This window comes from Enterococcus sp. DJ147D b (genome assembly GCF_058216655.1).
Genome location: NZ_CM177104.1, coordinates 1,192,481 through 1,219,390 on the forward strand (window position 1 = coordinate 1,192,481; position 26,910 = coordinate 1,219,390).

Genomic DNA, 26,910 nt, shown 5'->3' on the forward strand with positions numbered 1-26,910 from the left:
ACGTTTGGTGTCCTTTTTTTAAGGCTATTTACTGTTTCTCTCCCGTCTTAAACAGGTGCTTAAAAAGGGGAGAGAACATTGTGAGAAAAAGAAAATCGATCGACTGGCTATTATTATTACCATATTTAGGCGTAAGCGTAGTCGGTCTCTTACTTGTGTTCAGCGCAAGTTCGTACAGACTGACAGTTGAGGGTCAGAATGCATTATCGCTGTTTTATAAGCAAGCCATTTTTATAGGAATGAGTTGGTTTGTGATTGCTGGCATTTATCGGCTAAAAAAGAAAATTTTATTAAAAGGATTCCTTGCCAAAAGTCTGCTGGGTTTGGGAATCGTTAGTTTGATTTTGGTTTATGTCATTGGTGTAAATATCAACGGTGCACAACGATGGGTTTCGTTAGTTGGTATTCAATTTCAGCCTTCTGAAATAACAAACGTTGCATTGATTCTTTATCTAGCGTATTTTTTTCGGGTGGAACGAAGGAAGAAGGAAATGTGGGTACCTTATGCTCTTGTTTTATTTAGTGGGTTGCTGATTTTATTTCAACCGAAAGTGACAGGTGCAATCATTCTTTGGGGAATCGCACTAGTCATCATTACGACAGCACAGTTGCCTTATCAGTTTTCAATTGCCATTTTTTTCGCAACCATTGCAGGAGTTGCTGTGGTAGGAGGAACAATCCTTTTTCTAGGTAATCATGATCTTTTGCCAAATTTATTCATGCATACCTATGACCGTATTCAGTTAGTGAGAGATCCTTTTTTAGATCCTTATGGAAAAGGATTTCAGATGAGTCATTCCTATTATGCGTTATATAATGGTGGTTTTTTTGGCCGCGGGTTAGGAAATAGTATTACAAAAAAAGGATATTTACCAGTAGCAGAAACAGATTTTATTTATTCGATTTTAGTAGAAGAATTGGGAATTATCGTCGGACTAATCGTGTTAGCACTTCTTTTTTTAATCATTCTTCGATTATTTATGTTAGCTGCAAAAGAAACTAGTCAACAAATTAGCCTGATTTATTTTGGTGTCGGGACTTTGTTGCTCTTACAAACAAGTATTAATATTGCAAGTATCTTAGGAATGATTCCAATGACGGGAATTCCATTACCATTCATCAGTTATGGAGGAACAAGTTATTTGTTCTTATCGATTGCTTTAGGAATCTGTCTAAAATTCTCTTCGGAGGTAAGCGTAAATGGTCAAACGTTTGAGCAATGAGTTAAATTATTCTCTGTTTTTGCCAATTTTCCTTTTTTATTTGATGAGTATCGGAGTGCAAGCAAAAGCTGCTGATTTGGATGGGGTCGATGTTAGGCATATTGTCTTCAAACAAACGATTTTTTGTCTAGTTTCATTTATCTTGCTAGTTGCGACTAGTAGAATTCCTGCAGCAACTTTACTAAGATATGCACCAATTTTGTATGTGCTGTCACTGGGATTGATGGCTCTCTTATATTGGTTTTATGATCCATCAATGTATGTTTTAACAAACACAAAACGGTGGTTGCGAATCGGCTCATTTTCTTTCCAGCCTTCTGAGTTGATGAAACTAAGTTTTATTCTTTTTATGGTACGTCTGACAGTTCGTTTTGAAATGGAATGGCCTCAAAAAAAATTAGCAAGAGATTTGAAAAGTGACTTAGGTTATTTAAGAAAAATTGTCATGTACAGTTTACCTACCTTTTTGTTGATGTTTCTGCAGCGAGACTTTGGGACAAGTTTAGTTTTTATTGCGATTCTAGGTGCGCTGTTTATTATTGCTGGGGTACATTGGAAAATCTTGACGATCATCACAAGCATCGGTGCAATGTTAGGTGGTACATTGTTAGTTCTGGTGTTCAGCGAATGGGGAAACAAGTTGCTCTACTCTTTACATTTTAAGACCTATCAATTAGATCGTGTTCGCGCGTGGATCGATCCATTTCAATATCGTGACACGATTGCGTATCAGCAAGTTCAAAGTCTTTATGCAATTGGTAGCGGGGGATTATTTGGACGTGGGATTAGCGGGATCTCTGTGTATGTGCCAGTTCGAGAATCAGATATGATCTTTACCGTAGTTGGTGAGGGCTTTGGCTTTATGGGCGCAGCATTTGTTATTTTTCTATATTTTTATTTGTTTTATCAAATACTTTCTGCAGCGCTGAAGACAAATAACAAAGCGAATCTGTATCTTGCAGTAGCGTTTGTTTTTGGGCTGATGTTTCAAATTTTTGAAAATATTGGTGCAGCAATTGGCATATTGCCACTAACCGGTATTCCATTACCCTTTTTAAGTCAAGGAGGTACTTCACTGATTGTGTTAGGAATTGGGTTAGGTGTCACGATGGGATTCAAGAAAAAATAGCTTGTTATGAACAAAATAAAAGAATAAAAAGTGAGGATACTTTATGCGAAAGAAATTGTTTTTGAACAGTACTGCTGCTTTGTTCTTACTACTCGTAGTTACAAGTGGTGTTATGACGGATGCGCCATGGCTTCATCATGTGGATCAAATTTTCATCCAACATCGGTTACCCGATAATGCCTATATAACTGTTTTGATAGGTTTGGTAGCGAAGGTAGCAACGATTGGTACAATGTTACTTATTTTTGGCGTAATAGCAATTTTTTTACTAAGAAAGAATCGAAAATCTTTAGCAATTTGGTGTTTGGGGAATCTCCTATTTGTTAGTGGTATTGGCTATGTCTTAAAGCATTTGATCCAACGAACACGCCCAGATCAATTGCAATATCTTGCACGTTCGTCCTACAGTTTTCCAAGTGGGCACTCCGTATTGATCATGACATTTGTTTGTTCCATGGTTGTGATTTATGCTTTCAGCAATCAAAAGATTTCTTTACCAATCAAACTGGTTTTCTGTTTCTTATTAGCTGTGATTGCTGGTGGTCGCATTTACTTAGGTGTCCATTATTTCAGTGATGTTTTTACTGGATTGTTGCTTGGGTATGGGACGACTTTTGGAACAGCTGGTCTTTTTTATCCACACTTACGACAAGAAACATTCACTATTCTGCAAACTAGAAAAAGTCGTTTTTCAACAGGACAAAAAGTTTTACTAAGTTTAGTTACTGTGCTTGTTATCATTGTTTCTGGTTTGAGTGTTTTTGCTTTGCGCTTTTACCACAGTAGTCAAAAAATGGCAGATTCAATGTATTCACCCGTTGAACGAAAAGGAAATACGAAAGCGCCGGAAGCTTCAGAACCAATGAGCATTTTACTATTGGGCATTGCAAATGATTCAAAAAGAAAAACGGACTACAGAGCAAACACGATTATGGTGGCAACTTTGAATAATCAGACGAAGAAAACAACTTTAGTAAGTATTCCACGAGATTCGTTTGTAGAAATCGTTGGGGCAGATTACGAAGATAAAATCAATCACGCACATTCGATTGGTGGGCCAGAAATGATTATGAATACTGTTGAAACATTTTTAGATATCCCAATTCATCATTATGTGTCGGTCAATATGGACGGGTTGCAGACACTGGTAGACGCAGTAGGTGGAGTCACTGTAGATAATGATTTTGCTTTTTCAGCTGAAGGAATTGATTTTCCAAAAGGGAAGCAACATTTGGATGGTTGGGAAGCATTACAATATTCGCGAATGCGTTATGAAGATCCTAAAGGTGATTATGGTCGTCAAGGTAGACAACGAGAAGTAATGGAATTGCTAATAGATAAAATGCTATCAACGAAAAGTGTTTTTAGTTATCAGAAAATTATGGATGGCATTGGAGAGAATGGGAAGACGGATCTGACCTTCGACCAAATGCAAAAAATCTTAACAGGTTATTATTCTTGTTTAACAACTATTGACAGTGAACAAGTCCAAGGTGAAGGTTTTACGGGAGATGGAATTACTGGACAAGATGGAATATCTTACCAAAGAATACCGGTAGAAGAAGTTCAAAGAGTGAAAGATTTATTGCATAAACAACTACACTTGTGACGAAGGAGCCTAGTCAGGAGACAAATTAAAAACGAATACGCGGTGTATTAGGAACAAATAATTAATTGAAGAGATAAAATTTATTCACGTATAAAACACATAAAGACCTATCTATAAATTGGGTAGGTCCTTTATGCGTTTTATACGAAACCTAGATTTTGTGCTCAATGATTAAAAATATAGTACCAAATAAGTTTCAATCAATAAATCTGCTTGAAGTATCAGAGCAGAACGAGAAGTAATATCATAATTTTCATACTTTGTTATGCCAACGCCGGCGACATAGAGTGTGGAAGCCCCATGAATTTTTGCGCAATGTCTGTTAATTTATCTAAATCAGTGCCAGTTATCACCGCATCCAAATAAGATCGATAACGTTCAGCCTGGTGGAGAGATGATGGTCTAACTGATTTGATTGGTGATTCTTGTGGTATCATAAAGAAAAACAAACATTCATAAGGAGAAATAATGGTTACTATTAAACAGATTGCTAAAGAATCCGGAGTCTCGAAGAGTACGGTTTCTCGTTATTTGAATAAAGGATACGTGAGTGAAGCAACGGCAGAAAAAATCGAAAAAATTATCAACAAATATAATTATTCGCCTAATGAGTTTGCTCGTAATCTAAAGAGCCAAAAAAGCAATTTCATCGGAGTGATTTCTCCCCGACTAACTTCGCCATCCATCATGGCAATTTTGAATGGAATTGATGAAGTTGCAAGAAAAAATGGGTTTCAAATGTTGATTTCTAATACCGAATTGGAAATCAAACGTGAGATTGAGAATATCTACAGTTTAGTGCAAAACAAAGTAGCTGGTATTATTTTATTGGCAACGGAAATTACGGAAGAACATATCAAAGTAGCGAATTCAATCGATGTGCCAATCTTGTTTGTCGGGCAATCGAATGAAGCAGTCTATTCCGTAGATCATGATAATTATCAAGCAGGTGTGAATCTTGCGCAAACTTTGCTGGAATATGGGCATAAAGAAGTAGTATATATTGGTGTGCCAGAAAATGATTTATCAGTTGGAATCAATCGAAAACAAGGGGTTGTGACCACTTTTCTTGATAAGGGAATCACACCACAGATTGTTTCTTCAACTTTTTATCCAGAAGATAATTATCAGTTAGGATTAGAATTACTACCTCAAAGTAATGCTAGTTTGGTTATCTGCGCGACAGATAGTATGGCGATGGGGGTAATTAAAGCTGCAAACCAATTGAATATTGCTATTGGTACCGAACTTTCGATTGCTGGATTTGGTGGTTATTCTTTTGGCGAGTATCTCTATCCACCGTTAACGACAGTTGACTTTCACCATCAATTTGTCGGTGAGAAGGCAGCGTACTTGATGACTGAGCTTTTAAAAGGAAATGAGGTTGATCGACGAACAATCATTGATACGACAATGATTATCAGAAATAGCGTATGTGCTGTCAAAAAATAGTTGACAGCGCATACATTTGCGTGTTACGCTGACCTTGTCAATAGGGGAACGGTTCCACAAGGCTATGAGGTTTTATTTTATTATTTTTTTAAGTAAAAATGGGAACGGTTCCACAAAAGATGAGGAGGAAGAACAAAATGGAAAATCGAGAGATTGCAACAGAAGTAATTAATGCCGTTGGTGGTACAGAAAACATTCGAAGCGTTGCGCATTGCGCGACTCGACTACGATTGATGGTCAACGATGAAAGTAAGATTGATAAAAAAAAGGTAGAAGATATTCCTAAAGTGAAAGGTGCATTTTTTAACTCTGGTCAATATCAGATTATTTTTGGAACGGGGACTGTGAATAAAATTTATGACGAAGTTGTTGGCTTAGGTGCTAACGAGTCTTCCACAACTGAAATGAAATCAGAGGCAGCTAAAAATGCGAATCCTTTTCAACGAATAGTGCGTACGTTTGGGGATGTCTTCGTGCCGATTATTCCAGTCTTAGTTGCAACGGGTCTGTTTATGGGGCTTCGCGGATTGATTACTCAACCACAAATTTTGCAACTGTTTGGTATGACACCTGATGCAATCAATTCGGACTTTCTTTTATACACGCAAGTTTTAACCGATACAGCGTTTGCCTTTCTCCCAGCTTTAGTCGCTTGGTCAACATTTAAAGTTTTTGGAGGTAGTCCAATTATCGGGATTGTTTTAGGATTAATGTTAGTTAATCCTGCTTTACCAAACGCTTATGCAGTAGCTTCCGGCGATGCTACACCAATTATGTTGTTGAATTTTATTCCGATTGTAGGCTATCAGGGAACTGTTTTACCAGCGTTTATTGCCGGTATCTTGGGTTCAAAATTGGAAAAAAGATTGCATAAGTCAGTACCAGATACGTTTGATTTATTAGTTACACCTTTTGTTACATTGTTAGTCATGAGCTTACTATCCTTGATGGTGATTGGACCAATTTTCCACTCTTTTGAAACAGTGGTCTTGAATGGAACAGAATTTGTCTTAGCTTTACCATTTGGTTTAGCTGGTTTGATTATTGGCTTTTTGAATCAGCTAGTCGTCGTAACTGGTGTACATCACATCTTTAATTTCTTAGAAGTTCAGCTTTTGGCAAATACTGGTGTGAACCCGTTTAATGCAATTATTACTTGTTCTATTGCAGCACAAGGTGGCGCCACTTTAGCTGTTGGCTTCAAAACGAAATCGAAAAAATTAAAGGCATTATGTTTTCCATCTGCCTTATCAGCTTTCTTAGGCATAACAGAACCAGCAATCTTCGGGGTAAACTTACGTTATGTAAAACCTTTTATCATGGGGTTGATTGGTGGTGCTGTGGGTGGATTTGCAGCTAGTTTGCTACAATTAGCTGGAACTGGAATGGCAATTACAGTTATTCCTGGAACGTTGCTTTATTTAAACGGTCAATTATTACCTTATTTATTTGTAAATATCTTAGCAATCGGTGTAGCTTTTGTCTTGACGTACTTGTTCGGCTACCAAGAAAAAATGGAAGAAGAGCTGGGACAAGCATAAACAATTGGCTTTAGTAAGGAAGTGAAAGTTAGATGTTAGATGGTAAAGGAAAAGACAGTCGTTACCCATTGAGTTTTCATTGTACACCAGAAGAAGGGCTACTAAATGATCCAAATGGATTGATTGAATACCAAGGAGCGTATCATCTCTTTTATCAATGGAATTCCAAAGACTGCACTCATGATTATAAATCCTGGGGACATGTCGTTTCTCAGGACATGGTTCACTGGAAACGTTTGCCGGCAGCGTTGATTCCTAGCGAGTCTTATGACAAAGACGGAATTTATTCTGGATCAGCAATTGAAAAGGATGGCAAATTGTACTTGTTCTATACTGGAAATGTAATTAATCCTGATGAAAGTCGAAGTAGTTTTCAGTGTTGGGCAGTTTCAGAAAACGGTGTCGATTTTAAGAAATTAGGCCCACTTTTTGAACATCCTCAGGGGTATACACGCCATGTGCGTGATCCAAAAGTCTGGTTTGATAAAAAAACACATCAATGGCGTTTAGTGCTTGGAGCACAAACCTTAGCAGAACAAGGCACAATTCTCTGTTACTCGTCCACTGACTTTAAACAATGGCAGTTTGATGGTGAGCTTTTTGATCCAAGTGAAATGGACAAAATCTCTCAGCGAGGCTATATGTGGGAATGTCCCGATCTTTTCCAGGTGGATGGTCAAGATCTCTTGCTTTATTCGCCACAAGGATTAACCCCAGAGAGAGAACAGTATCAAAATATTTATCAAACGGTCTATTTGCCACTGACGAAAGAATGGCAGATTGTATCAGAACATGGATTGACAGAAATGGATTGGGGATTTGAATTTTATGCGCCTCAAACGTTTGAAACGACTGATGGGCGACGCATACTCTATGGTTGGATGGGTGTAATGCCACCTGAAAAGGAACAAGCACAACCAACAGTTGCAGAAAAGTGGGTGCATTGTTTAACGATTCCTCGTGAAGTAAACTTCCATGAGGGGCGACTTTGTCAAAAGCCTGTCCGAGAATTACAGCAGTTGCGTGGAAAACAGTCTTCTTTTGAGTTGATGGAAGACTGGGAATCTCCCTTGGCAGAATTTGGTTCAGAAATATGTCTAATATTTGATTCTCCGGTCAAAGAATTTCAATTTGAAGTCACAACAGGTTTCTCGTTAAAGTTTGATGATCAGACAGCGAGGCTCGTATTGAGTCGAATAAATTGGGAGGATGGTAAAAAGGAATCTCGATGCTACCATTTAACTGAACCATTGAGAGAAATACAGCTGATGATTGATGGGTCAGCCGTAGAAATTTTTGTAAACCATGGAGTAGCAGTAGCTTCAGCAAGGTTTTTCGCATCTGCAAAACCACAGCTTAAATACAATGGTAAGAATCAAGGACGGGGCGTACATTTCAGCTTGCGTGATTGTCGTTAAAAGAAAAACCACCATTTTTTTGGTGGTTTTTTGTGTCGATTTGAGACATTCTTTGAAAAGTAGTAAATAATACAAGTTAAAAAGTAGTCTAAGTACTCGTCAACTTTTTTATAGAGAATAGACATATTTTCAACTCTAGATTTTTTTAGTAAGTTAAAATTCTAGCTCAAGAAAATGGAACAGAGGAAGTTAGATTTGTAAACGTCTACTTAATTAAATAAATGATAAACTTTTGCTAGTAATAGACATGTCCTGAACGTTTTCTTGTTGTCAAATTCTATTCCGTGCTACAATTTCTTTAGTATTTTTTTGATAAAGGGGTCATGGAAGATGTTCGGGAAAAAGAGTAAACAAAAAGAGAAGCAGTTTAACCTACTAAGTGAAAAGAAATTCGATGAAATAGATGAGCTAGAGACACCGGAAGAACGAGAAGAATTTCAGTCGTTCTTTGCTGACGTGTTGAAACAATTTCCAAGTAAAACCTCCACTGCTATCATGAAATCCCTTGATAGTACAAAGGATAAAGCATTACAGTTGACGGCTGCTAGTCGGAGTCGCTTCGATAGCATTTTTGATGAATTTCTAGCAGATGTAGATCAAGAAACTCGTAAAAAATGTCATACAACAGTTCATGTGGCATCCTTAACAGCTGCAATCATTGGTTTATCACCAATTCCGTTTTCCGATGCGTTTTTATTAGTGCCAGTACAGTTGACGATGATGGCACGTTTACACAAAATATTTGGACAGTCTTGGTCGGAAAGTCTGGGTAAAAGTTTGACTAAAGAACTGGTAGTTGTTAGCCTGGGTCGTAGTGCAGTAGGTAATATTTTAAAATTTATTCCAGTAGTTGGAACAATCAGTGGCGGTGCGGTCAACGCCGTGGTTGCCATGGCAATTACGGAATCTCTTGGGTGGGTGACGGTCAAAATGTTGAATGATGGGGAAGATATCTTTGATCAGGTAATGTCGTTTAAGGGTCAATTTGATACGTTGTTCAAGGCAATTCAAGGAGTTAGTAAGAAAAAATAGCTAAAAGTTGACTATCTGATAGGTGGTCAGCTTTTTTTGATCATTTTATGAAAATAAATTAAACAAACAAGTTTATTAGACTGATTGATAAATGGTCTAAAATATTTTTCGTTGAAGAGCCTATAAGCATAGTCATAGTCTTTTATTTTGACCTTACGGAATACAAACAAGCTGAAAACAGTGATCTGCTTTCAGCTTGTTTGTTCTTTTTTGTGAGAAGTGTTTTTACATAGTGAAGTTTAGTCTTGAACAATAAAGAACTTTAGCTCAAAAAAATTTAATTTTTTAAGGAGCCTGCCTGTTTCACAAAATCATCCACTTCAAAACGTCGCTTTTGCTCGAGCGCATGGATACAGCGTTCAACCCAATTAAGTTTATCTGCATCATTTGTTAGCCGGTCATAATAGTTACTTACTTCTTGGTTATAGTTTTGGTTAAGTCTGGATAAGTGTTTGTTCCGACAACAAATGATTGAGGTAAACATGGTTTAACTGGCAGTTGTTCTGCTAGATAACCTAAGCACAAGACAAACAATGGCATCACTCGTTCTGGTAGATGAAATAAATCTGCTAATTGATCCATTTCATTTCGTACACCACCGATAATGAACCATCCAAGCCTAAAGTTTGCACTGCAATGAACGCTTTTTGTGTAGCTAAAGGTGCATCAACAACAGCGACTGTACACAATTCTTTATTTTGGTATACTTTCGGATCAGTAACAGTTAAAAATTTTTCACTTCGATGTAAGTCTGCACAAAAAAGTAGAGTTAAGGGAGCTTTTTTCAGCCATTCTTGCCCACCAGAAATAGTAGCCAATTCCTCTCGTTTCAGGATCAGTCACTTCGATAATTGTATAGGCTTGAAGATAACTTGATGTTGGTGCCATTTGACTGGGTGCAAGTATGGTTTATTTAGTTTTTTCATCAATTGGTTGATCGGTATATTCACGTGTGGAACTGTGTTGCATCAAAAGATTGATTAGGCCCCTTTGCATATTCATTTTGTGAAGAAAATAAAGCAGTTTTTATTGACTTACCGGCCTGTGTGCCTATTTCACTATGGCTGTTATTTTTTATATATACTTTTTAGTATTTAGCAGACAAGTTTTTCTATTTTATTTGAAATAGATGGATAGCACTTTCGATGATCAGTGCGATCGTTACAAGAAAGCTAAGTGAGAACAAGATGAAGGTAGTGGGCAAGGTAGCAGTTGCCAAAAAAGTTGCCATGGAAATGACAATCATTAGTTTCCAAAACACCCCAGTATGGTAAGCGAGTTCTTTCGCAAAACGAGAAACATCTAGTTGGCTGTCAGCCTGTTGATGAAAAACTGTGAGTCGTTTGCCTAACGAGCGGATACCAAGTACACCACTTAAAAACATCAATAACCAAATAAGCCAGACAATTCCATTAGTAAAAGAAAAGTTAACTCGTCGAAAACTGAGCCAAATAAGTAAAGCAGCTAGATAACTCAAAGACGAAGTGGCTAGCATTTCTAAAAATAGAGTCAAGGAAGACAATTTCTTTGTTGTAAGTTTGCGAATGAGCATGAAAGCAATCAATGATAAAAGAAAAAAGATCATTGTGCCTGTCATACGCGCACCTCTTTTTCAGAATCATTGGTCATTTGCAAAATGATTTTTCCAGTAGCATGACCAGATTGTGAATAAGTAAGGGCTTCTTCTATTTTGCTCAGTGGAACAATTCGATCAATCACTGGCTTAATTATTTCGGCTTCAATCAGTTGTCCTAAGATATCTAACTGTGTACCACTTGGTTTCATGAAAAGAAAAGTATAAGAGGCCTTTGTTTGTTTTTCTAATTTTGTTAGATTACGTGTCACGATTCCGAACGCAAGTCGTTTCCAAAGAGGGACACCATATTCTTTACCAAATCGATAATTAGGTAACCCAGCAATGCTGACCACTTTTCCGCCAGGTTTGATGATTTTGAAGGCATCTTCTAATGTCGCACCACCACGTGTATCAAATACATAATCGTAGTCTTTTAAAACTTCTGCAAAGTTTGTTGTTTGATAATTAATTGGGTAATCAGCTCCTAATGATTTTACGAGATCAAAATTAGTTGCAGAAGTAGTTGTGGCAACATAAGCACCTAAGTATTTTGCAATTTGGATCGCTATTGTTCCAATCCCTCCAGAACCGCCTTGAATCAAGACTTTCTCACCGGGTTGAATCTGCATAATATCATGTAAAGCTTGATAACTTGTTAGTCCAACTAAGGGGATCGAAGCAGCTTCTTCAAAGTTGATATTTTTGGGCTTGAGTGCGATATCTCCTTGATCGACAGAGATGTATTCGGCAAAGGTCCCAATTCGATTCTTTTGAACTCGTCCATAGACCGCATCTCCAACTGAATAGTTTGTTACTTTTTCGCCAACTGCCGTGACGATTCCAGCAAAGTCACTTCCCATAATCATGGGCATATCATAACTAAGCAACATTTTAAGCCCGCCATCTTTGGTTTTTATATCGATCGGATTGATACTTGCAGCAACGATTTTCACTAATACATCATTCGAACGAATGTTCGGAATAGGAACCTCCTTGATTTTAGGCATCGGTTGTTTGTAAGTATCAATGACAGCCGCTTGCATTGTGTTTTTCATGATTATTTCCTCCAATTTATACGTGTTTGATTTAATCGTTTAATATTTTGAACGAATCACTTTCACGAGTTTAGTTCATTGGTTTAAAAATGTCAACCAATAATCTCTGAGGAATCGAAAAACGACTTTCCTTCAGTACGAAAGTCGTTTTTGGTTTATCCAACGTAAAAACATGTACAATGTTTCGACTAATTGTATCAAGTTTATCAGACTGTCAGAGAGCGAGAGAACGATGTTTTTCTATTTATTGCATATTGACAAAAACGATTGTTAAAACGGGTATATACATGTATGGATATTCATTTGAATAAAATTTCATGTTATTTTTATGTTGACAAAGTAAAACTTACTTGATAAAGTGTCGTTGTTAAATCGTAAAGATTACGTTTTGCGATGAGCAAATCGAAAAAAAGGAGTGTTCCCATCAATGGCTAAAAAATCAAAAATAGCACGCACAAGAAAACAGCAGGAGTTGATTGAGCAGTATGCAGAAATTCGAATTTCCGTTAAAAGCTGTCAACGACTATGAAGGTTTGGCAATGCTAACCAAAAATGCGAATCCTAATCGTTTGAAACGACGCGATCCAATAGATGGCAGACCTCGAGGCTACATGCAAAAATTTGGTATATCCAGAATAAGGTTCCGAGAATTGGCGTTTCAAGGTTTGATACCAGGGGTAAAAAAACCAAGTTGATAAAAAAAAAGAAAATCTGGAGGAATAAAGAATGGCAGTTCCAGCAAGAAAGACATCAAAAGCAAAAAAGAGATTACGTAGAGCACATTTAAAAATAGCGAAACCTGAAATTTCATTAGATGAAGAAATAGGTGATTATCGTCGCAGTCATCATGTTTCACTTAAAGGGTATTATAAAGGTCGCAACGTAACTGGCAAAGAATAAGGGAGGATTAGGATTAAAATGAACATCATTTATCCACCACTAGTTGAACAAAGTTTTCAATTTTATCAGAAAAATAGTAACGAAGACTTCAGTAAAACGGCTCTTTATCGTTCAATGGTTGCTAATAAACTCATTACTGAGAACGGCCATCCAACAGCTGAAGCAATTGAAAGAGGACTTGTACGGGATTTTTATGAGGAAGCGGATCTTTTATTTGAAGAATTTTTAGCAATTTATCCAATTTTTACTGTGTATGAAACAGAACTTTTCCAAAAAATTGATGGGTTTTGGGAGATACCAGTTTCATTGAAAAATGAATTGATGATCCGACTTGATCAAGGAAAATTTAGTTATGATGAACAAGTTCAAGTTGAAGCGTTTTTGTCAGAAAGATAAATCAGAAATGAAGGTGAAACGATTGAGACAAACAATTATTTTAGCGTGCGAAGAAACAGCTGAAGGAATTTATTTAACAAGTAAAAATAAACGAAATACGCCAGAACGTTTAGTTTTGAAAAAATATTCGCCTAAATTACGTCGACGTGTAATTTTTAAAGAGGTGAAGTAAGCATTTTTGAAGAAGAAAGGTGATTTCGTTGGGGATACCGATAACAATCGTATCTGGCTTTTTAGGAGCTGGAAAAACAACCTTGATCAACCAGGCGTTAAACGCATCCGAGCTGCCAAGAGAAGAAATAATTATTATTGAAAATGAGGTCGGACAAACAGGAATCGACCACGAACTCTTACTGCACACAAAGGAGCGTGTTTTACAATTGAACAACGGCTGCATGTGTTGTAGCTTGAGAGAAGATTTGATAACAACTTTAGCAAGCATTGAAGAAGTGACCAAAGAATGGCAAGTTCCTTTGTCTCAAATTATTATTGAAACAACAGGAATTGCTGATCCTCAGCCAATTATCCAAACGATTTTAACTACGCCTATCCTGCGAAATACTTATTATATTGATAGTCTTTTGACTGTCGTGGATAGGCAAAATTGTTCGATATATCAAAATGAGCCAGTCAGCCTGAAACAAATTGCGCTGGCAGATCGAATTGTTTTTGCGTTAAAAGAAGGAGATACCGTCAACAATTGCTCAGAAATAGTAGCAACATTGACTGAAATCAATCCATTAGCCGATTTTATTTATTTTTCGGAAACAGCCCCGATTACTGCAACCGACTTTTTTCACTTAGACAAATTTCAGGCAACGGAAGGGTTAAACGAATCTCTGGCAACCCAAACTGAGGTTGAAAGGACAAATGAGCCTCACTCTAGAGATCATCATCACAAAGACCACCTACATGGTCACTCACACAGGTCAGCCGTTCATCAACATGACGAGCATGGTTTCCAAACCGTCTTACTGACTACAGAATGTGAATTAAATGAAGCTGCATTAATACGCTGGATTGATTGGTTATTATTTGCCAATCAAGAATTGTATCGTTTTAAAGGAATCATTGCACTAGAAAACCGTGAATTAGCAGTTGCTGTCCAAGGTGTCAATCAGCAAGTGAGCTTTCAACTGACTCCGCTAGAAAAAACGACAACGAAAATCGTACTTATTGGAAAAAATTTAGCATCGAAAAAAATAGAAGAAACATTTAATCAATTGTGCATCACTTATAAGCAATAAGAAGGAGAAATCAATGGAGAAAACAGACCTTTCAAGTGCGTATCGACGATTAAAAAGTCCGAATATCAAGACAAGAAAACGAGCATTAAAGATTATCAAAGAATATAAGCAAAATAAAAAGCGAGCTAGTTGAACGAAAAGGAGAAATCAAATGAACAAGTGGAAAATTGGTTTGTTTAGTCTACTATTAGCAAGCGTATTAGGCGCGTGCAGTACGAATAGTCCAACAAGTAAAGAAACCGAAAAAGAAAAACTGTCAGTTATCACAACTTTTTATCCTATGTATGAATTCACGAAGAATATTGTCGGAGATGAAGGCGAGGTCAAGTTGTTGATTCCAGCTGGAACGGAGCCACATGATTATGAACCATCTGCTAAGGAAATCGCAAGTATTCATGATGCAGATGTCTTTGTTTATCATAATGAAAATATGGAAACTTGGGTGCCACAAGCTGAGAAGAGTTGGAAAAAAGGTGCACCTAATGTAATCAAAGGAACCAATGGGATGGTGTTGTTACCTGGAAGTGAGGAAGAACATGATCATGACCACGGGGAAGAAGGACATCATCATGAGTTAGATCCCCATACATGGGTCTCACCTAAGATGGCGATTAAAGAAGTGACATCTATCAAGGAACAATTAGAACAACTTTATCCGAAGAAAAAGAAAACTTTTGAAACAAATGCAGAAACGTATCTAACAAAATTAAAAAAATTAGATGAAGAGTACACAGAAAAATTAAGTACAGCTAAGCAAAAAAACTTTGTGACACAACATGCTGCTTTTGGATACCTGGCTTTAGATTATGGATTGAATCAAGTTCCGATTGCAGGTTTGTCTCCAGATCAAGAGCCGTCACCAAGTCGCCTAGCAGAGCTAAAAGAATATGTTCAAGAAAATGAGATCAAATACATCTATTTTGAAGAAAATGCCGAAGATAAAATTGCAAAAACGTTAGCTGATGAGGCAAAAGTCAAACTCGAAGTATTAAATCCTGTCGAAAGTTTAACAAAAGAGCAGATGGCAAATGGGGAAGATTATCTTTCGGTGATGAAAGATAATCTAACTGCTTTGGAAAAAACAACAAGTGTTGCAGGTAAAGAAATCAAACAAGAAAACGCAGCGAAATCGACTAAGACTGTTGCTAATGGCTACTTTGAAGACGATGCAGTCAAAGACCGAACATTAGCTGATTATGCAGGTGAGTGGCAATCCCTTTATCCTCTGCTAAAAGAAGGCGATTTAGATCAAGTTTTCGACTATAAAGCAAAATTGAATAAAGACAAAACAGCACAGGAATATAAATCTTATTACGCAACTGGTTATAAAACAACTGTCGATAAAATGACAATCACAGATCATACAATTGACTTTGTTGTCGATGGCCAGCATCACCAATATGAATACAACTATGCTGGTTACAAGATTTTAAATTATGAAAAGGGAAATCGTGGCGTACGTTTCCTTTTTGAAACAGCTGATAAGGATGCCGGAGAATTCAAATATGTGCAATTTAGCGATCACAATATTGCACCAGTTAAAGCAGAACATTTTCATGTCTTTTTTGGAGGAGAGAGCCAACAGAAACTTTTCAACGAGTTAACTAACTGGCCCACTTTTTATCCAGCTGATTTGACTTCACAAGAAATTGCACAGGAAATGATTGCACATTAAGACTTATGTATGATAGCAAAAAACGAGGACTTTTGAAGTCCTCGTTTTTAGTTTAGTGTGCGTATAAGAAAGCAGATAGGAGGTGCAAATAATCAACATGACCAATAAACATTCAGACAATCCCCAACATTTTCAAGTCAACTATTGATCGCTATCTTTTAGATGGAACAATAATCAAAAATAATTCTTCCCCAATAATAATTGTATTTTAACAATATAATTGCATGGAAAACCAGTAAAGTAATATGTAACGAGTGAACAATTTAGTTATAAAAAAATAGCAATCGGTAGTTGGGTTAGTAAAATAATGATATACTGAGAAAAAGAACCTTGAAATCTAAATAAGTGAAGACCAATAGAAGCATCCAAACTGAAGCCTTGCTATGGGTGAATAGTGCGATTACGGAACCTCAAAAATTTTTATCCGAGGTTTTAGAGCTATGCTGTTTTGAATGCTTCCAAAACTGAAGGCAGCAAACTTCATGCGGTTATTACGTTTTAGAGCTATGCTGTTTTGAATGCTTCCAAAACCGAATTGTGCGGAACGGTTCAGTTTTACCTGTTTTAGAGCTATGCTGTTTTGAATGCTTCCAAAACTTGTTCCACAATTCGTAGCAGATTGGTTTGGTTTTAGAGCTATACTGTTTTGAATGCTTCCAAAACGACTTACTAAGTTAATCAGCGTGTCTAACAGTTTTAGAGCTATGCTGTTTTGAATGCTTCCCAATTAAGAATAGCTGTGTTTATCAATAGTAGAATAAGCAAAAGAGGATTTCCAACTGAGCCATTTGAAGGAAACGAGTTTGCAGTAACTAGCCATATTCGTCAGAAAAATAGCAAATAATTTTTTGATAGTGATTCCAAAAAAACCACCAACTAGTTGGTGGTTTTTTTATTGGGTAAATATTTGGGAATAACAAACATGAGAAAATATCGTACTAATAAATTAAGTTGGAAGATAGGGATAATTTATTAGTATAGATATTATTATAACGTATTTAAAACACGTTTATGATTTGTTTTTTTTATAGTTATTATTATCTTTTTTACCTAAATCAGGTTGCCTGAAATTGACTATTGTAAAGTGAACGGTAGAGTGTTGGACGTTTCAACAGTTGTTTATGCGTTCCTTTTTCAATGATATCGCCTTTATCCATTACTAAAATTAAATCAGCATTTTCAATGGTAGATAGGCGGTGGGCAATGACGAAACTCGTCCGATTTTGTGTTAACGAGTTCATTGCTTCTTGGATTTGTAATTCTGTTCGAGTATCTACACTCGAAGTCGCTTCATCTAAAATAACCACTGGTGGATTTGCCAAAATGACACGAGCAATGGTCAACAGTTGTTGCTGACCTTGCGATAGGCCTCCGCCATTGTCACTAGTTACGATGGAATCATAGCCATTAGGAAGTGTCAGAATAAAGTGATGACACTGAGCAATTTTAGCTGCTTGGATAATTTCTTCTCGCGTAGCATCCATTTTTCCATATGCGATATTTTCAGCAATCGTACCTTCAAATAACCAAGTATTTTGTAAGACCATTCCAAATAGGGAACGAAGATTTTCTCTTGGAAGATCAGTCGTTGGAATTCCATCGAATTCGATTTGACCGGATTCGATGTCATAAAAGCGCATAAGCAAATTGACGAGTGTTGTTTTACCGGCGCCGGTTGGCCCAACGATGGCGATTTTCTGATTTGCTTTCGCATCAAAATCAACTTTCTTCATCAATGTTTTGTCAGGTGAATAACCGAAGCGAACATCTTTGAATCGGATATTTCCAGCAGGCTGTTGAATGGTTCTTCGACTTGTATCTGCTTGTTCTTCTTCATGATCTAAGATATAGAAGATTCGTTCAATCGAAGCCATAGCAGCTTGAATCGAGTTAATGACATAAGAAGCTGTTGAAATTGGTTCAGAAATTTGATTGATATATTGTAGATAAGCTTGCAAGAACCCAATCGTTATTCCACCACTCAGTACGGTCATTGCACCAAAAATCGCACTAAAAATGAATGCAGATTGGTTAATGAAACGTGACAAAGGATAGATGGCAAAGTTTAAGAATTGCGCACGTTTAAATACAGTGTAGTGCTCCTCAATTGTCTGACTGATAGCAGCCATTTGTTGATTCTCTTGGTTAAAGGATTTTGACACGATGACGCCAGAAAGATATTCTTCCATCTCGTTGTTGATACTACCCAGTTTCACTTGCGCTTTGTCTGCGACTTCTTTATTTATCATTGAAAATTTGTGCGTTACCAGTCCACTAAGAACCAGTAAACCGATCACTAAGATTGACATCTTACTGTCGATATAAATCAACATGATTCCTGCAAAAAGAATAGTTACTATAGATGTGAATAGTTGGTTGACACCAGTCAATAACACTTGAGAAAGCTGATTCAACCCAGTGGTCGTTCGACTAATCAGATCGCCCACCTGATGATTATCAAAAAAAGACATCGGTAATTTTTTGATTTTTTTCGTAATCAGTTTTCGAGTATTCAAAGTAAGTCGTTCGCTCAATGTCGCCATTGCTCGTTCTTGAACGTAAGAAAGTCCACTGCTGATTAGCGAAAACAGGACTAAAAGTAAGACCGTTGGAAGTAATTGCTCTGTAAGTAAGCCAAGAGTCACTGACAATGGTTCTTTCAGTTGGATGATTGCAACGATTTTATCAATACCTAATGCCATCAGGAAGGTCATTGCAACCACTAAAATATTTCCAAGCAAACTACAAAACATCAATAGATAAAAATATTTATGTTCAGAACGATGTAATTTCCAAAAGCGATACATCACATGTTTTTTATTCGCCACCATGTTGTTTTGTTTCATCTTATCACTCCTTCATTCCTTGCGAGGCTGCAATTTCTTGATAAATTTTATTGGTGCCTAACAATTCTTGATGTGTTCCTTCACCAGCTACTTTGCCATTGTCCATGAGGATGATGTGATCAGCATGGGCGATTGTACTCAAACGCTGAGCAATGATTACTAGTGTTTTGTTCGAAAATTCTTTGGTGAGTGCTTTTCGCAAAGCAGCATCTGTTTGATAATCCAAAGCAGAGAAGCTGTCATCAAATACATACATTGAAGCAGGTTTGATTAGTGCTCGTGCAATACAGATCCGTTGTTTCTGTCCGCCAGAATAGTTACTGCCTCCTTGTGCCGTGACTGATTCATATTTATCAGGTAAAGTATCTACAAATGGTTTTAGCTGAGAAATTGTTGCTGCTTGATCAATTTCAGCTGGCGTGGCATCCGCTTTTCCCATTAAAAGATTTGATTTAATTGTTCCTTTGAATAAAAATGCTTTTTGGGGAACATAAGCAACCTGTTCACGAATACTATTTTGTGTTAAAGCGGTTGTTGGGATATCATTCAATCTAATTTCACCACTTGTAGGGTCGTTGATTCGTAAAAGAAGCTTCATCAACGTACTTTTTCCAGAACCAGTTGCGCCAACAATTGCTGTTGTTTTTCCAGCTAGGATGGTCAATGAAATTTTTTCAATCACTGGATTGCTTTCTTCTCCGTAGGCAAAAGAAACATTTTGATAGCTAGCAGCGCTCGCATCTCTCGCATCTCTGATTTGAAAAGAAGGCGATTCTTTGGGGTCAATGATTGACGGTTCAAAATTGATTACTTCTTCTAGTCGTTTCAATGAAGCAACGGAGCGAGGGATGACCACAAAAACCATTGCTGCAAGCATAAGATATGAGAGTGCTAAAAGCGCATATTCAGTAATTGCTGCGATATTCCCGATTTGGATGGTCTGATTGCCAACTAGGTAGCCACCGACCCAAAGAATGGATGCGTAGACAACGCCCATAATCAAAAAAGCGGTAGGAGTGATGAAAGCGAAAATTTTATTCACTTGAATCATCTGATTTGCATAATTAGTAAAGGATTCATTGGTTTTTGCTTCTTCGTGGTCTTGATTATTGAATGCACGAATCATATTGATCCCAGTAAAAAACTCTCTTAGTTTGGTAGTAATACGGTCCATTTTGGGCTGAATACTTAATGCAATAGGCGTTCCTTTTTTCAGCAAAAATAATAATACAACCGAATAAAAGACGATGGCTACCAGTGGAATCCACAATAAGTTTGGAGCATTGAGATATGTCATGGTCAAAGCAAAAACAGCAATGATTGGAGCAGGTAAGATCAGTTGACAAAACATCACAATCATTTGTTGAACGTTGTCCACATCGTTTGTCATACGCGTGAGCAGGGTGCTAGAGCCAATTTTATCAATATCAGAAATGCTTAGTTCTTGAAATTTTTGGAAAAACGATTTTCTGATTTGGCGACCAAAACGTCCGCCAAGAATTGCTGATAGATAGCTACCAATCACGGCAGCAATTGTGCCTAAAATCGTAATGACAATCATTTGAACAGCGATGTGCTTGATTGCATCAAGATCATTTTTTAAAATACCAAGATTGATTAGTTGTGCTACTAACATAGGCACTCCTAAGATTCCGATGATTTGTAGAACAATGAAACTGCTGGTCAGAGCAACGATGCCCTTATTTTGTAACAAGAAATTTTTTAGTACTTTCATAAGTCATGCCTCCTTAGTTTTGACAATAATGGAGTATACAGGTTAAAGTAGCTTTAAGGTCAAGGAGGTTTTTTCAAATGACTAAAACATTTTCTATTGGTGAAGCTGCAAAATTTTTGAACTTGCCAACATCTACGATTCGCTATTGGGATTCGATTGGTTTGCTAACGAATTCCCGAAACGAAGCCAATGATTATCGGACATTTACATATGATGATTTGTTTGCATTGTACGATGTCAAATTCATTCGAAGTCTAGGTTTATCAATCAAAGACGTTCAGGGAATTTATCGAAAATCAGAAAAAGAAGTTTATGACGTATTGGAGCAGACAGAAAAACGTTTGGCAGAAGAAATTAAAAAATTAAAGGAAGAAATGGCACAAATTGAGCAACGAAAACGACATCTTTCATCAACTGGGTTTGATTTAACTGGAACACACGATTTGAAAATTGATTTTACGAAAATGGTTCGTGCCGATTTAGATGAAAACTTTACCGCACGAAAATATTTAGAAAAAAACTGCAACTCTGGGATTATTTGGCAAGAAAAAAATCAATCGTTAGAATATGTTTTTTGTATCGATGCAACATTTGAAGGTGAAATAGAAGAAGAAATCCTTTGGGAATACAATCCAGCGTTTGATTACCAACCAGTAATCATTGAAATAGATCCTGCCGATAATGATCGAAATAATCTGCAAGAGGCCGTCGCTTTGTTAACAGCCGAAGGTTATGAGATTCAGCAAATTATTGGCGAGTTTCTCGTAAGAAAACAATATGAGCAGACATCTGATAAGGAATATTATTTGTCATGGATTGAAATCAAAAATAAAAACAAACAATAGACGGTCGAGTGAATCTGTCTAAAAGTACGATTTGGAAATTTATCTTGTTCGTTGTAAGATAAAAGAAACCAACAAGTCATGATGAAGAGAAGGGAGAAGATGGTTAAAATAGAAGTAATCACCTTTGATCTTCAGGTCAAGATAAATTCCTTTGTTTCTAATTCAACTATTAATCCTAGATTCATCAATTTAATGTGAACGTTATTGCCGGAATTTGGAATGATAAAAAATAGTCACTAATCTTATAGATGAGGAGTATGTTTATAATGAAAAAGAGAATTTGCTTTGTCTTAGCGGTAGACGGTGGATTGGCCTATTCCACACTTCCTATAGGTTTAAGAAATCAGGAACGCTTAAAAGAGTTTTTCTCCAAAGAATATGAGGTTTCATTGAATTATCTTCGAGACAAAGAGCAGGTAGATTACCTGATCGTACCAAGACAATTGGCGCCATTCATCAATGAAAAAAAGTTGCCGATCATTGAAGTGCCATCCAATCTATTTGTTATCAAAGATTATCAAGGAATCAAAGAAATCATCGACCACTATTTTGAGCAGGAAACCAATTGATGTAGAAATAGGCTGAGGGACAGTCTTAAAAAATAGAAATATGAAGTGAAAAAACGTTTGACAGCGCTTTCTATAAATGGTAATTTATTTGTATAGTAAATTGAATAGGGAAAGACAATAGGATTGTGATTATTAAGTTAAGCAAGACCTGACTAGTTTCGGCTGGTTAGGTCTTTTTTTGTGTCATTCTATCTAAGGGTAGTTGGCAATAGAATTACATGTTACTAAAATGAAATTTTTAGTAACAAGAAGCTTAAAGAAAGGAGGAGTTAGATTAGTATGGCAACTTGCCATCACTAAAAAAGAATGTGCTAAAAAGTAAGTTGTTGTAGCATTCGATGAAATTTTTTACAAGTGCTTAAAAAAGAAAGGGGATAGAAATGAAAAAATGGTTGAAGGTAGTGGGAATAATTGGATTAATGTTTTCTTTATCAGCTTGTCAAGAAACAAATTCAGCAACAAGCAATGAAAAAGAGGCAAATAAAGAATCAGACCGAGTAGAAATTTATTTAGCGAGACATGGCAAAACCATGCTGAACACGACGGATCGCTCACAAGGCTGGATCGACGCACCGTTGACACCAGCAGGCATCGCTGTTGCAGAGGATTTAGGGAGAGGATTAGCAGATGTAGACTTTGATGCAGTTTACTCTAGTGATAGTGGGCGAGCAGTCGAAACTGCAACATTAGTATTGAAAAATAATGGACAAGAAAAGCTTTTAGATACATTACACACCGATAAACGATTACGTGAATTTAACTTTGGCACCTACGAAGGAATCCCCAATCCTGAAATGTGGAGTGAAATTGCTAAAGAGCAGGGCAAAACATTAGAAGAGTGGCAAAATGAAATGGGTGAAGAAGGATTTGTCAAAACCATTCAAGAGTTTGCCGACACCTTGCATGAATTAGATGAAAAGAAACTTGAAGAATTAGGAAAAGAACATGACGTCGCTGCTGATGAAGTGAGTTGGCAAGCGGAGGATTACCAAACCGTCATTGACCGTGTTTCGAGTGCAGTAAACGATATTGTCAAAATAGCAGAAGAAAAAGGTCAAGATAAAATATTAGTTACTTCACACGGCATGACAATTGCTTCATTTGTCGCATCAATCGATGAGTCAGCAGAAGTTCCATCAACTGGGTTAAAAAATGCTAGTATTTGTAAAATTATCTATCAAGATGGCAAATACACAGTAGAATCAGTTAATGATTTATCTTACTTAGAAAAAGGTGCAAAAGATAAATAGACTAAATTTTTAGGTAAATAGCAATTTTTTGAAAGTTCATACACAAAAATTTTTTATAAGATAACTAATCAATAGAAAAAACCTTGGCTTTTTTTGGATAGCCAAGGTCTTTTCTATTTTACTTTCAATAAAGTATTCATTCTGTTCATGCAAATAATCAGTAAGTTATCCAAATTACTCTTCGATTAGTTCTTTGAGCGCATTGGGGCGACTAGTTAAAGGTTTTCCAAGTACCTTCTGTAGATCATCAGAAACTACATCTAACTGACCTGTTTCAATATCCATTTGAAATGAGAGAAACATTTCGGCAATAGGTTGAGGAAGACCGCCCGCTACTAAGTTGTCGATAAATCCCGTTTCATCTGCAACCACGGCTTCGATTTCCTTACCACTTGCTTCCTTTAGTGCACTTGCTAATTCTGAATAGGTGATTGGTGTATTCGATAGTTCAAGAATTTCTGGATAGTCATTGTTAAACAAAACTTTTGCAGCAGCCTCAGCATATTCTCTTTTGAGAGCCCAACCAGTTTTTCCATTTTTTGCCACATATACAAATTTTCCAGTTGCTAATGCGCGCTGAATAATCGGCATTTCGTTTTCCAAATACCAATTATTTCTTAAAAAGGTATGTTTGATCTCTGCTTGTTTTATTTCTTTTTCAGTGAAAGAATGATCGGCAGCTAGTAGACTTGTTGATTGATCTGTCTTAGGAAAACTTGTGTAAACAATATATGAAACACCAGCTTTTTTTGCTGCTCTAACAACATTCCCATGTTCTGCTTGTCGATTTCCCGGAGCACCTGACACAAAGAGCAAACGATCGATTCCTTGCAGAGCTTCAACCATGGAATCCTCATCCGCATAATCACCTATTCGAACATTAAATCCCGCCTCTTGCAATTTTGCTCCTTTTTCATTATCTCGAGCTAAAGCATAAATACTTTTTTTATCAACTAGCTTGCTTAGATATTCTAATGCGTAGCCTCCAAATCCACCAGTTGCTCCAGTTACTAAATAGTTCATAATAAACACTCCTTTAAATTTTCGTCTGACAGCTGTACAAATATGATTTACACCTTTATCATAAAGAGTATGTTAAAATAAGTCAAGAAATAAATGTAAAGGAGCTTTAAAAATGAAATACTCCATACAAATGAGTGATGCAATCCACATTCTTGCTTACATCGAGCTTTTCAAAGATACAAATCAACTTTCTAGCGAAATGATTGCTAGCAGTGTTGAAACAAATGCTGCTAATATCCGAAAAATTATGGCGAGCTTAAAAAAAGCTGGTTTGATACACACAAAAGTAGGTAAGCCAACTCCTGTTCTTGCAAAAGATCCTAGTGAAATAACTTTTTTAGATATTTATAAAAGTATTGAGGGAAATACGAATCTAATCCAAGTCGATCCCAAAACAAATCCTAATTGTGTGGTTGGTGCAAATATCCAAGATGTTCTTCTAAAAGAGTATGATTTTCTCCAAAAAAAAGTGGAAGAACAGATGGAACAAATCACATTGGATACCATTCTTCACGATATCTCTTTATTGGAAGTTCAACGAAGACCAGAAAATAAAAAAATCATAGAAAAATATCTTTAAGCTAGCTAGAATGCAGGAGTACAAAGGAATAGTGAACTTAAATATAAAATCTTTAAAGAAAACTAGAAAGTGCGAAAAAAGCTGTCAAGGAAAAAATGACCTACTGGGGAACCTTGGTAGCTTTATTTATTTGTATACATAAGATAATTTTATTCCTCCTTTTGTTGATGTTTCTATAACAATGTTAGTTGTAGAAACCACGACGCTCCCATAAGTAAAACAAATAATTTTTTAGATTTGCTACTAGTATGTAAATGTTTACATCTAAAAGGATGACTGCATTAAATTTCTACGCATCAAAAAGATGAAAAAACGAGATGAGGTAAATGGTACGAATCAGCACGACAATGATTAGAATTTTGTAGTGGGTACAATAAAGTTCCTGAATAAATTTTTTGTTAAGGGTTTCTTGAAAAATTTGATTAAAATCAGATGATAATTTTCTGTTTTTCGTGATAATTGCATCAAATCTTTTGAAATTCTTGGCATTTAGTCAGAAAATAGCATCAGGAGGCAGTAAAATGTTAGACAAAGAAGTATACAATCAATTATTTAAACCATCTTTTTCAAAAAAAACACAAGTGACGTTTTGGGACGGTTCTACTAAAGAATATGGGGAGACTGAAGGCGAAGTCGCTTTTCACATTGTTTTTAATGAAAAAATCCCAGTGAAAGAACTAATCAACAATGCTTCATTAGCACTAGGTGAAGCGTACATGAACAAAAAAATTGAGATTGAAGGCGACTTACAAGAACTAATTTATGACGTGTATAATCAAGCACATGGTTTTTTTCACAATAATAACTTTAAAAAGTGGATACCAAAAGAAAAACATACAAAAAAACAGTCTGCTCATGATATCCATAGCCATTATGATTTAGGAAATGATTTTTACGAAATGTGGCTAGACCATACCTTAACTTATTCTTGTGCATATTTTGAAACACCAGAGGACACCTTGGAACAAGCACAAATCAATAAAGTCCATCACATCCTCGATAAACTATTTATCAAGCCGGGAGAAACACTCTTAGATATCGGCTGTGGTTGGGGGACTTTAATCTTAACAGCAGCCAAAGAGTATCATGTCAAAGCTAGTGGAATCACTTTGAGTGAGGAACAGTACCATCATATTCAAAAAATCATTAAAGAAGAAAACTTAGAAGAACTAGTTACGGTTGAGTTAAAGGATTATCGAGACTTAACTGAAACTTTTGATCATATAACTAGTGTTGGAATGTTTGAACATGTAGGAGCAGAAAATCTAAAAGAATATTTTGCAGTGATCAATAAACTTTTGGCAAAAAATGGAACAGCACTAATCCATGGCATCAGTCGTCAGCAAGGTGGTGCAAAAAATGCATGGATCAATAAATATATTTTTCCAGGGGGCTATATACCCGGTGTAACAGAATTAGTAGAACATATGACTGAAAATGATTTGCAGATAATTGACCTTGAAAGTCTACGTCGTGATTATCAATTAACTTTGGAACATTGGACGACTAATTTCCACCAAGTTGCTGATAAAGTGATTGAACAAAAAGATGAAGTCTTTTATCGAATGTGGGATCTATATTTACAGGCTTGTGCTGCATCATTTCAAGCTAGCAATATTGATGTTATCCAGTATTTATTAGTTCACCCAAATAACAATATGATTCCAATGCATCGAAATGTTTAAGGAGCGAATATCTCGCTTCTTTTTTTTTTTCGGTAAACAGATGATTAGATAAGAAATAATAAATAACTTTTGATTTTTCACAAGCATATGGTATGACAGATTAATTCGTTCGTACTATTCTGGA

25 protein-coding genes, 2 pseudogenes and 1 CRISPR repeat array are annotated in these 26,910 nt (G+C 36.5%); of the genes and pseudogenes, 19 read left to right on the forward strand and 8 right to left on the reverse strand.

Annotation, left to right across the window (positions count from 1 at the left end):
- Positions 1 to 80 precede the first annotated feature (80 nt).
- The 7 genes and pseudogenes from AC4BD1_RS05725 to AC4BD1_RS05755 all read left to right on the forward strand — a co-directional run bounded on the left by AC4BD1_RS05725 (position 81) and on the right by AC4BD1_RS05755 (position 9,404).
- A complete protein-coding gene (locus tag AC4BD1_RS05725) occupies positions 81 to 1,223 on the forward strand; it encodes an FtsW/RodA/SpoVE family cell cycle protein (protein ID WP_490485967.1) in 1,143 nt (380 codons plus the stop codon).
- On the forward strand, positions 1,201 to 2,352 hold the full coding sequence (locus AC4BD1_RS05730; RefSeq protein ID WP_490485968.1) for an FtsW/RodA/SpoVE family cell cycle protein: 1,152 nt from the start codon (positions 1,201 to 1,203) through the stop codon (positions 2,350 to 2,352). The genes AC4BD1_RS05725 and AC4BD1_RS05730 overlap by 23 nt, the downstream gene beginning before the upstream one ends.
- A gap of 43 nt (positions 2,353 to 2,395) precedes the next feature.
- Complete coding sequence (locus AC4BD1_RS05735) at positions 2,396 to 3,961, forward strand: phosphatase PAP2/LCP family protein (protein ID WP_490485969.1); 1,566 nt, start codon at positions 2,396 to 2,398, stop codon at positions 3,959 to 3,961.
- Positions 3,962 to 4,429: 468 nt separating this feature from the next.
- Positions 4,430 to 5,413 (forward strand): LacI family DNA-binding transcriptional regulator, encoded by a 984-nt coding sequence (locus tag AC4BD1_RS05740; protein ID WP_490467215.1) that lies wholly within the window; start codon positions 4,430 to 4,432, stop codon positions 5,411 to 5,413.
- 137 nt (positions 5,414 to 5,550) lie between these two features.
- Positions 5,551 to 6,927 (forward strand): annotated as a pseudogene (locus tag AC4BD1_RS05745) (sucrose-specific PTS transporter subunit IIBC); the annotation flags it as partial.
- A 59-nt stretch (positions 6,928 to 6,986) separates the two neighbouring features.
- On the forward strand, positions 6,987 to 8,372 hold the full coding sequence (locus AC4BD1_RS05750) for a glycoside hydrolase family 32 protein (RefSeq protein ID WP_490485970.1): 1,386 nt from the start codon (positions 6,987 to 6,989) through the stop codon (positions 8,370 to 8,372).
- 330 nt (positions 8,373 to 8,702) lie between these two features.
- Entirely contained in the window at positions 8,703 to 9,404 is a 702-nt protein-coding gene (locus AC4BD1_RS05755) for a YcjF family protein (RefSeq protein WP_206909540.1), read from the forward strand.
- A 277-nt stretch (positions 9,405 to 9,681) separates the two neighbouring features.
- On the opposite strand, the gene AC4BD1_RS05760 is transcribed toward AC4BD1_RS05755, so the two are convergent.
- The 5 genes from AC4BD1_RS05760 to AC4BD1_RS05780 all read right to left on the reverse strand — a co-directional run bounded on the left by AC4BD1_RS05760 (position 9,682) and on the right by AC4BD1_RS05780 (position 12,023).
- Positions 9,682 to 9,888: a hypothetical protein gene (locus tag AC4BD1_RS05760; protein WP_490485971.1), complete on the reverse strand. Its 207-nt coding sequence runs from the start codon at positions 9,886 to 9,888 to the stop codon at positions 9,682 to 9,684.
- On the reverse strand, positions 9,816 to 9,986 hold the full coding sequence (locus tag AC4BD1_RS05765) for a hypothetical protein (protein WP_490486034.1): 171 nt from the start codon (positions 9,984 to 9,986) through the stop codon (positions 9,816 to 9,818). The genes AC4BD1_RS05760 and AC4BD1_RS05765 overlap by 73 nt, the downstream gene beginning before the upstream one ends.
- Positions 9,974 to 10,222 carry a hypothetical protein gene (locus tag AC4BD1_RS05770; protein WP_490485972.1) on the reverse strand — a complete coding sequence of 83 codons (249 nt, stop codon included), beginning with the start codon at positions 10,220 to 10,222 and terminating at the stop codon, positions 9,974 to 9,976. Before AC4BD1_RS05770 ends, AC4BD1_RS05765 begins: the two co-directional genes overlap by 13 nt.
- A gap of 293 nt (positions 10,223 to 10,515) precedes the next feature.
- Entirely contained in the window at positions 10,516 to 11,001 is a 486-nt protein-coding gene (locus AC4BD1_RS05775) for a hypothetical protein (protein ID WP_490485973.1), read from the reverse strand.
- Positions 10,998 to 12,023, reverse strand: a complete 1,026-nt coding sequence (locus AC4BD1_RS05780; protein ID WP_490486019.1) for an NADP-dependent oxidoreductase — start codon at positions 12,021 to 12,023, stop codon at positions 10,998 to 11,000. Before AC4BD1_RS05780 ends, AC4BD1_RS05775 begins: the two co-directional genes overlap by 4 nt.
- A 439-nt stretch (positions 12,024 to 12,462) precedes the next feature.
- Here AC4BD1_RS05780 and rpsN point away from each other — a divergent pair.
- From rpsN to AC4BD1_RS05815, 7 genes and pseudogenes are all read left to right on the forward strand, one after another.
- Positions 12,463 to 12,730 (forward strand): annotated as a pseudogene (gene rpsN, locus AC4BD1_RS05785) (30S ribosomal protein S14).
- A gap of 31 nt (positions 12,731 to 12,761) precedes the next feature.
- Positions 12,762 to 12,935, forward strand: a complete 174-nt coding sequence (gene rpmF, locus AC4BD1_RS05790) for a 50S ribosomal protein L32 (protein ID WP_206909542.1) — start codon at positions 12,762 to 12,764, stop codon at positions 12,933 to 12,935.
- A gap of 18 nt (positions 12,936 to 12,953) precedes the next feature.
- The gene (locus AC4BD1_RS05795; protein WP_490485974.1) at positions 12,954 to 13,331 is read left to right on the forward strand and encodes a hypothetical protein; all 378 of its coding nucleotides are present in this window, start codon (positions 12,954 to 12,956) and stop codon (positions 13,329 to 13,331) included.
- A 7-nt stretch (positions 13,332 to 13,338) separates the two neighbouring features.
- Positions 13,339 to 13,503 (forward strand): 50S ribosomal protein L33, encoded by a 165-nt coding sequence (rpmG, locus tag AC4BD1_RS05800; RefSeq protein ID WP_490485975.1) that lies wholly within the window; start codon positions 13,339 to 13,341, stop codon positions 13,501 to 13,503.
- 28 nt (positions 13,504 to 13,531) lie between these two features.
- Positions 13,532 to 14,578 carry a CobW family GTP-binding protein gene (locus AC4BD1_RS05805; protein WP_490467221.1) on the forward strand — a complete coding sequence of 349 codons (1,047 nt, stop codon included), beginning with the start codon at positions 13,532 to 13,534 and terminating at the stop codon, positions 14,576 to 14,578.
- A gap of 13 nt (positions 14,579 to 14,591) precedes the next feature.
- Positions 14,592 to 14,711: a putative metal homeostasis protein gene (locus AC4BD1_RS05810; RefSeq protein WP_206909546.1), complete on the forward strand. Its 120-nt coding sequence runs from the start codon at positions 14,592 to 14,594 to the stop codon at positions 14,709 to 14,711.
- Positions 14,712 to 14,729: 18 nt separating this feature from the next.
- Positions 14,730 to 16,253, forward strand: coding sequence for a zinc ABC transporter substrate-binding protein AdcA (locus tag AC4BD1_RS05815; RefSeq protein WP_206909548.1), 1,524 nt, complete (start codon positions 14,730 to 14,732; stop codon positions 16,251 to 16,253).
- Between the two features lie 429 nt (positions 16,254 to 16,682).
- A CRISPR array of direct repeats spans positions 16,683 to 16,982; the repeat unit is 36 nt; unit sequence GTTTTAGAGCTATGCTGTTTTGAATGCTTCCAAAAC.
- Between the two features lie 326 nt (positions 16,983 to 17,308).
- Here the strand turns inward: AC4BD1_RS05815 and AC4BD1_RS05820 are convergent.
- Positions 17,309 to 19,099, reverse strand: coding sequence for an ABC transporter ATP-binding protein (locus tag AC4BD1_RS05820; RefSeq protein WP_206909550.1), 1,791 nt, complete (start codon positions 19,097 to 19,099; stop codon positions 17,309 to 17,311).
- A gap of 4 nt (positions 19,100 to 19,103) precedes the next feature.
- Entirely contained in the window at positions 19,104 to 20,834 is a 1,731-nt protein-coding gene (locus AC4BD1_RS05825) for an ABC transporter ATP-binding protein (RefSeq protein ID WP_490485976.1), read from the reverse strand.
- A 77-nt stretch (positions 20,835 to 20,911) separates the two neighbouring features.
- Between AC4BD1_RS05825 and AC4BD1_RS05830 the strand changes: the two genes are divergently transcribed.
- From AC4BD1_RS05830 to AC4BD1_RS05840, 3 genes are all read left to right on the forward strand, one after another.
- Entirely contained in the window at positions 20,912 to 21,679 is a 768-nt protein-coding gene (locus AC4BD1_RS05830; protein WP_206909555.1) for a MerR family transcriptional regulator, read from the forward strand.
- A gap of 266 nt (positions 21,680 to 21,945) precedes the next feature.
- Positions 21,946 to 22,248 (forward strand): hypothetical protein, encoded by a 303-nt coding sequence (locus AC4BD1_RS05835; RefSeq protein WP_206909557.1) that lies wholly within the window; start codon positions 21,946 to 21,948, stop codon positions 22,246 to 22,248.
- 380 nt (positions 22,249 to 22,628) lie between these two features.
- Positions 22,629 to 23,498, forward strand: coding sequence for a histidine phosphatase family protein (locus AC4BD1_RS05840; RefSeq protein ID WP_490467225.1), 870 nt, complete (start codon positions 22,629 to 22,631; stop codon positions 23,496 to 23,498).
- A gap of 174 nt (positions 23,499 to 23,672) precedes the next feature.
- On the opposite strand, the gene AC4BD1_RS05845 is transcribed toward AC4BD1_RS05840, so the two are convergent.
- Positions 23,673 to 24,521, reverse strand: coding sequence for an SDR family oxidoreductase (locus tag AC4BD1_RS05845; protein ID WP_490467226.1), 849 nt, complete (start codon positions 24,519 to 24,521; stop codon positions 23,673 to 23,675).
- A 112-nt stretch (positions 24,522 to 24,633) separates the two neighbouring features.
- On the opposite strand from AC4BD1_RS05845, the gene AC4BD1_RS05850 reads away from it, so the two are divergent.
- Complete coding sequence (locus AC4BD1_RS05850) at positions 24,634 to 25,101, forward strand: Rrf2 family transcriptional regulator (RefSeq protein WP_490467227.1); 468 nt, start codon at positions 24,634 to 24,636, stop codon at positions 25,099 to 25,101.
- Between the two features lie 521 nt (positions 25,102 to 25,622).
- Positions 25,623 to 26,786 carry an SAM-dependent methyltransferase gene (locus AC4BD1_RS05855; RefSeq protein WP_206909561.1) on the forward strand — a complete coding sequence of 388 codons (1,164 nt, stop codon included), beginning with the start codon at positions 25,623 to 25,625 and terminating at the stop codon, positions 26,784 to 26,786.
- Positions 26,787 to 26,910: the final 124 nt, after the last annotated feature.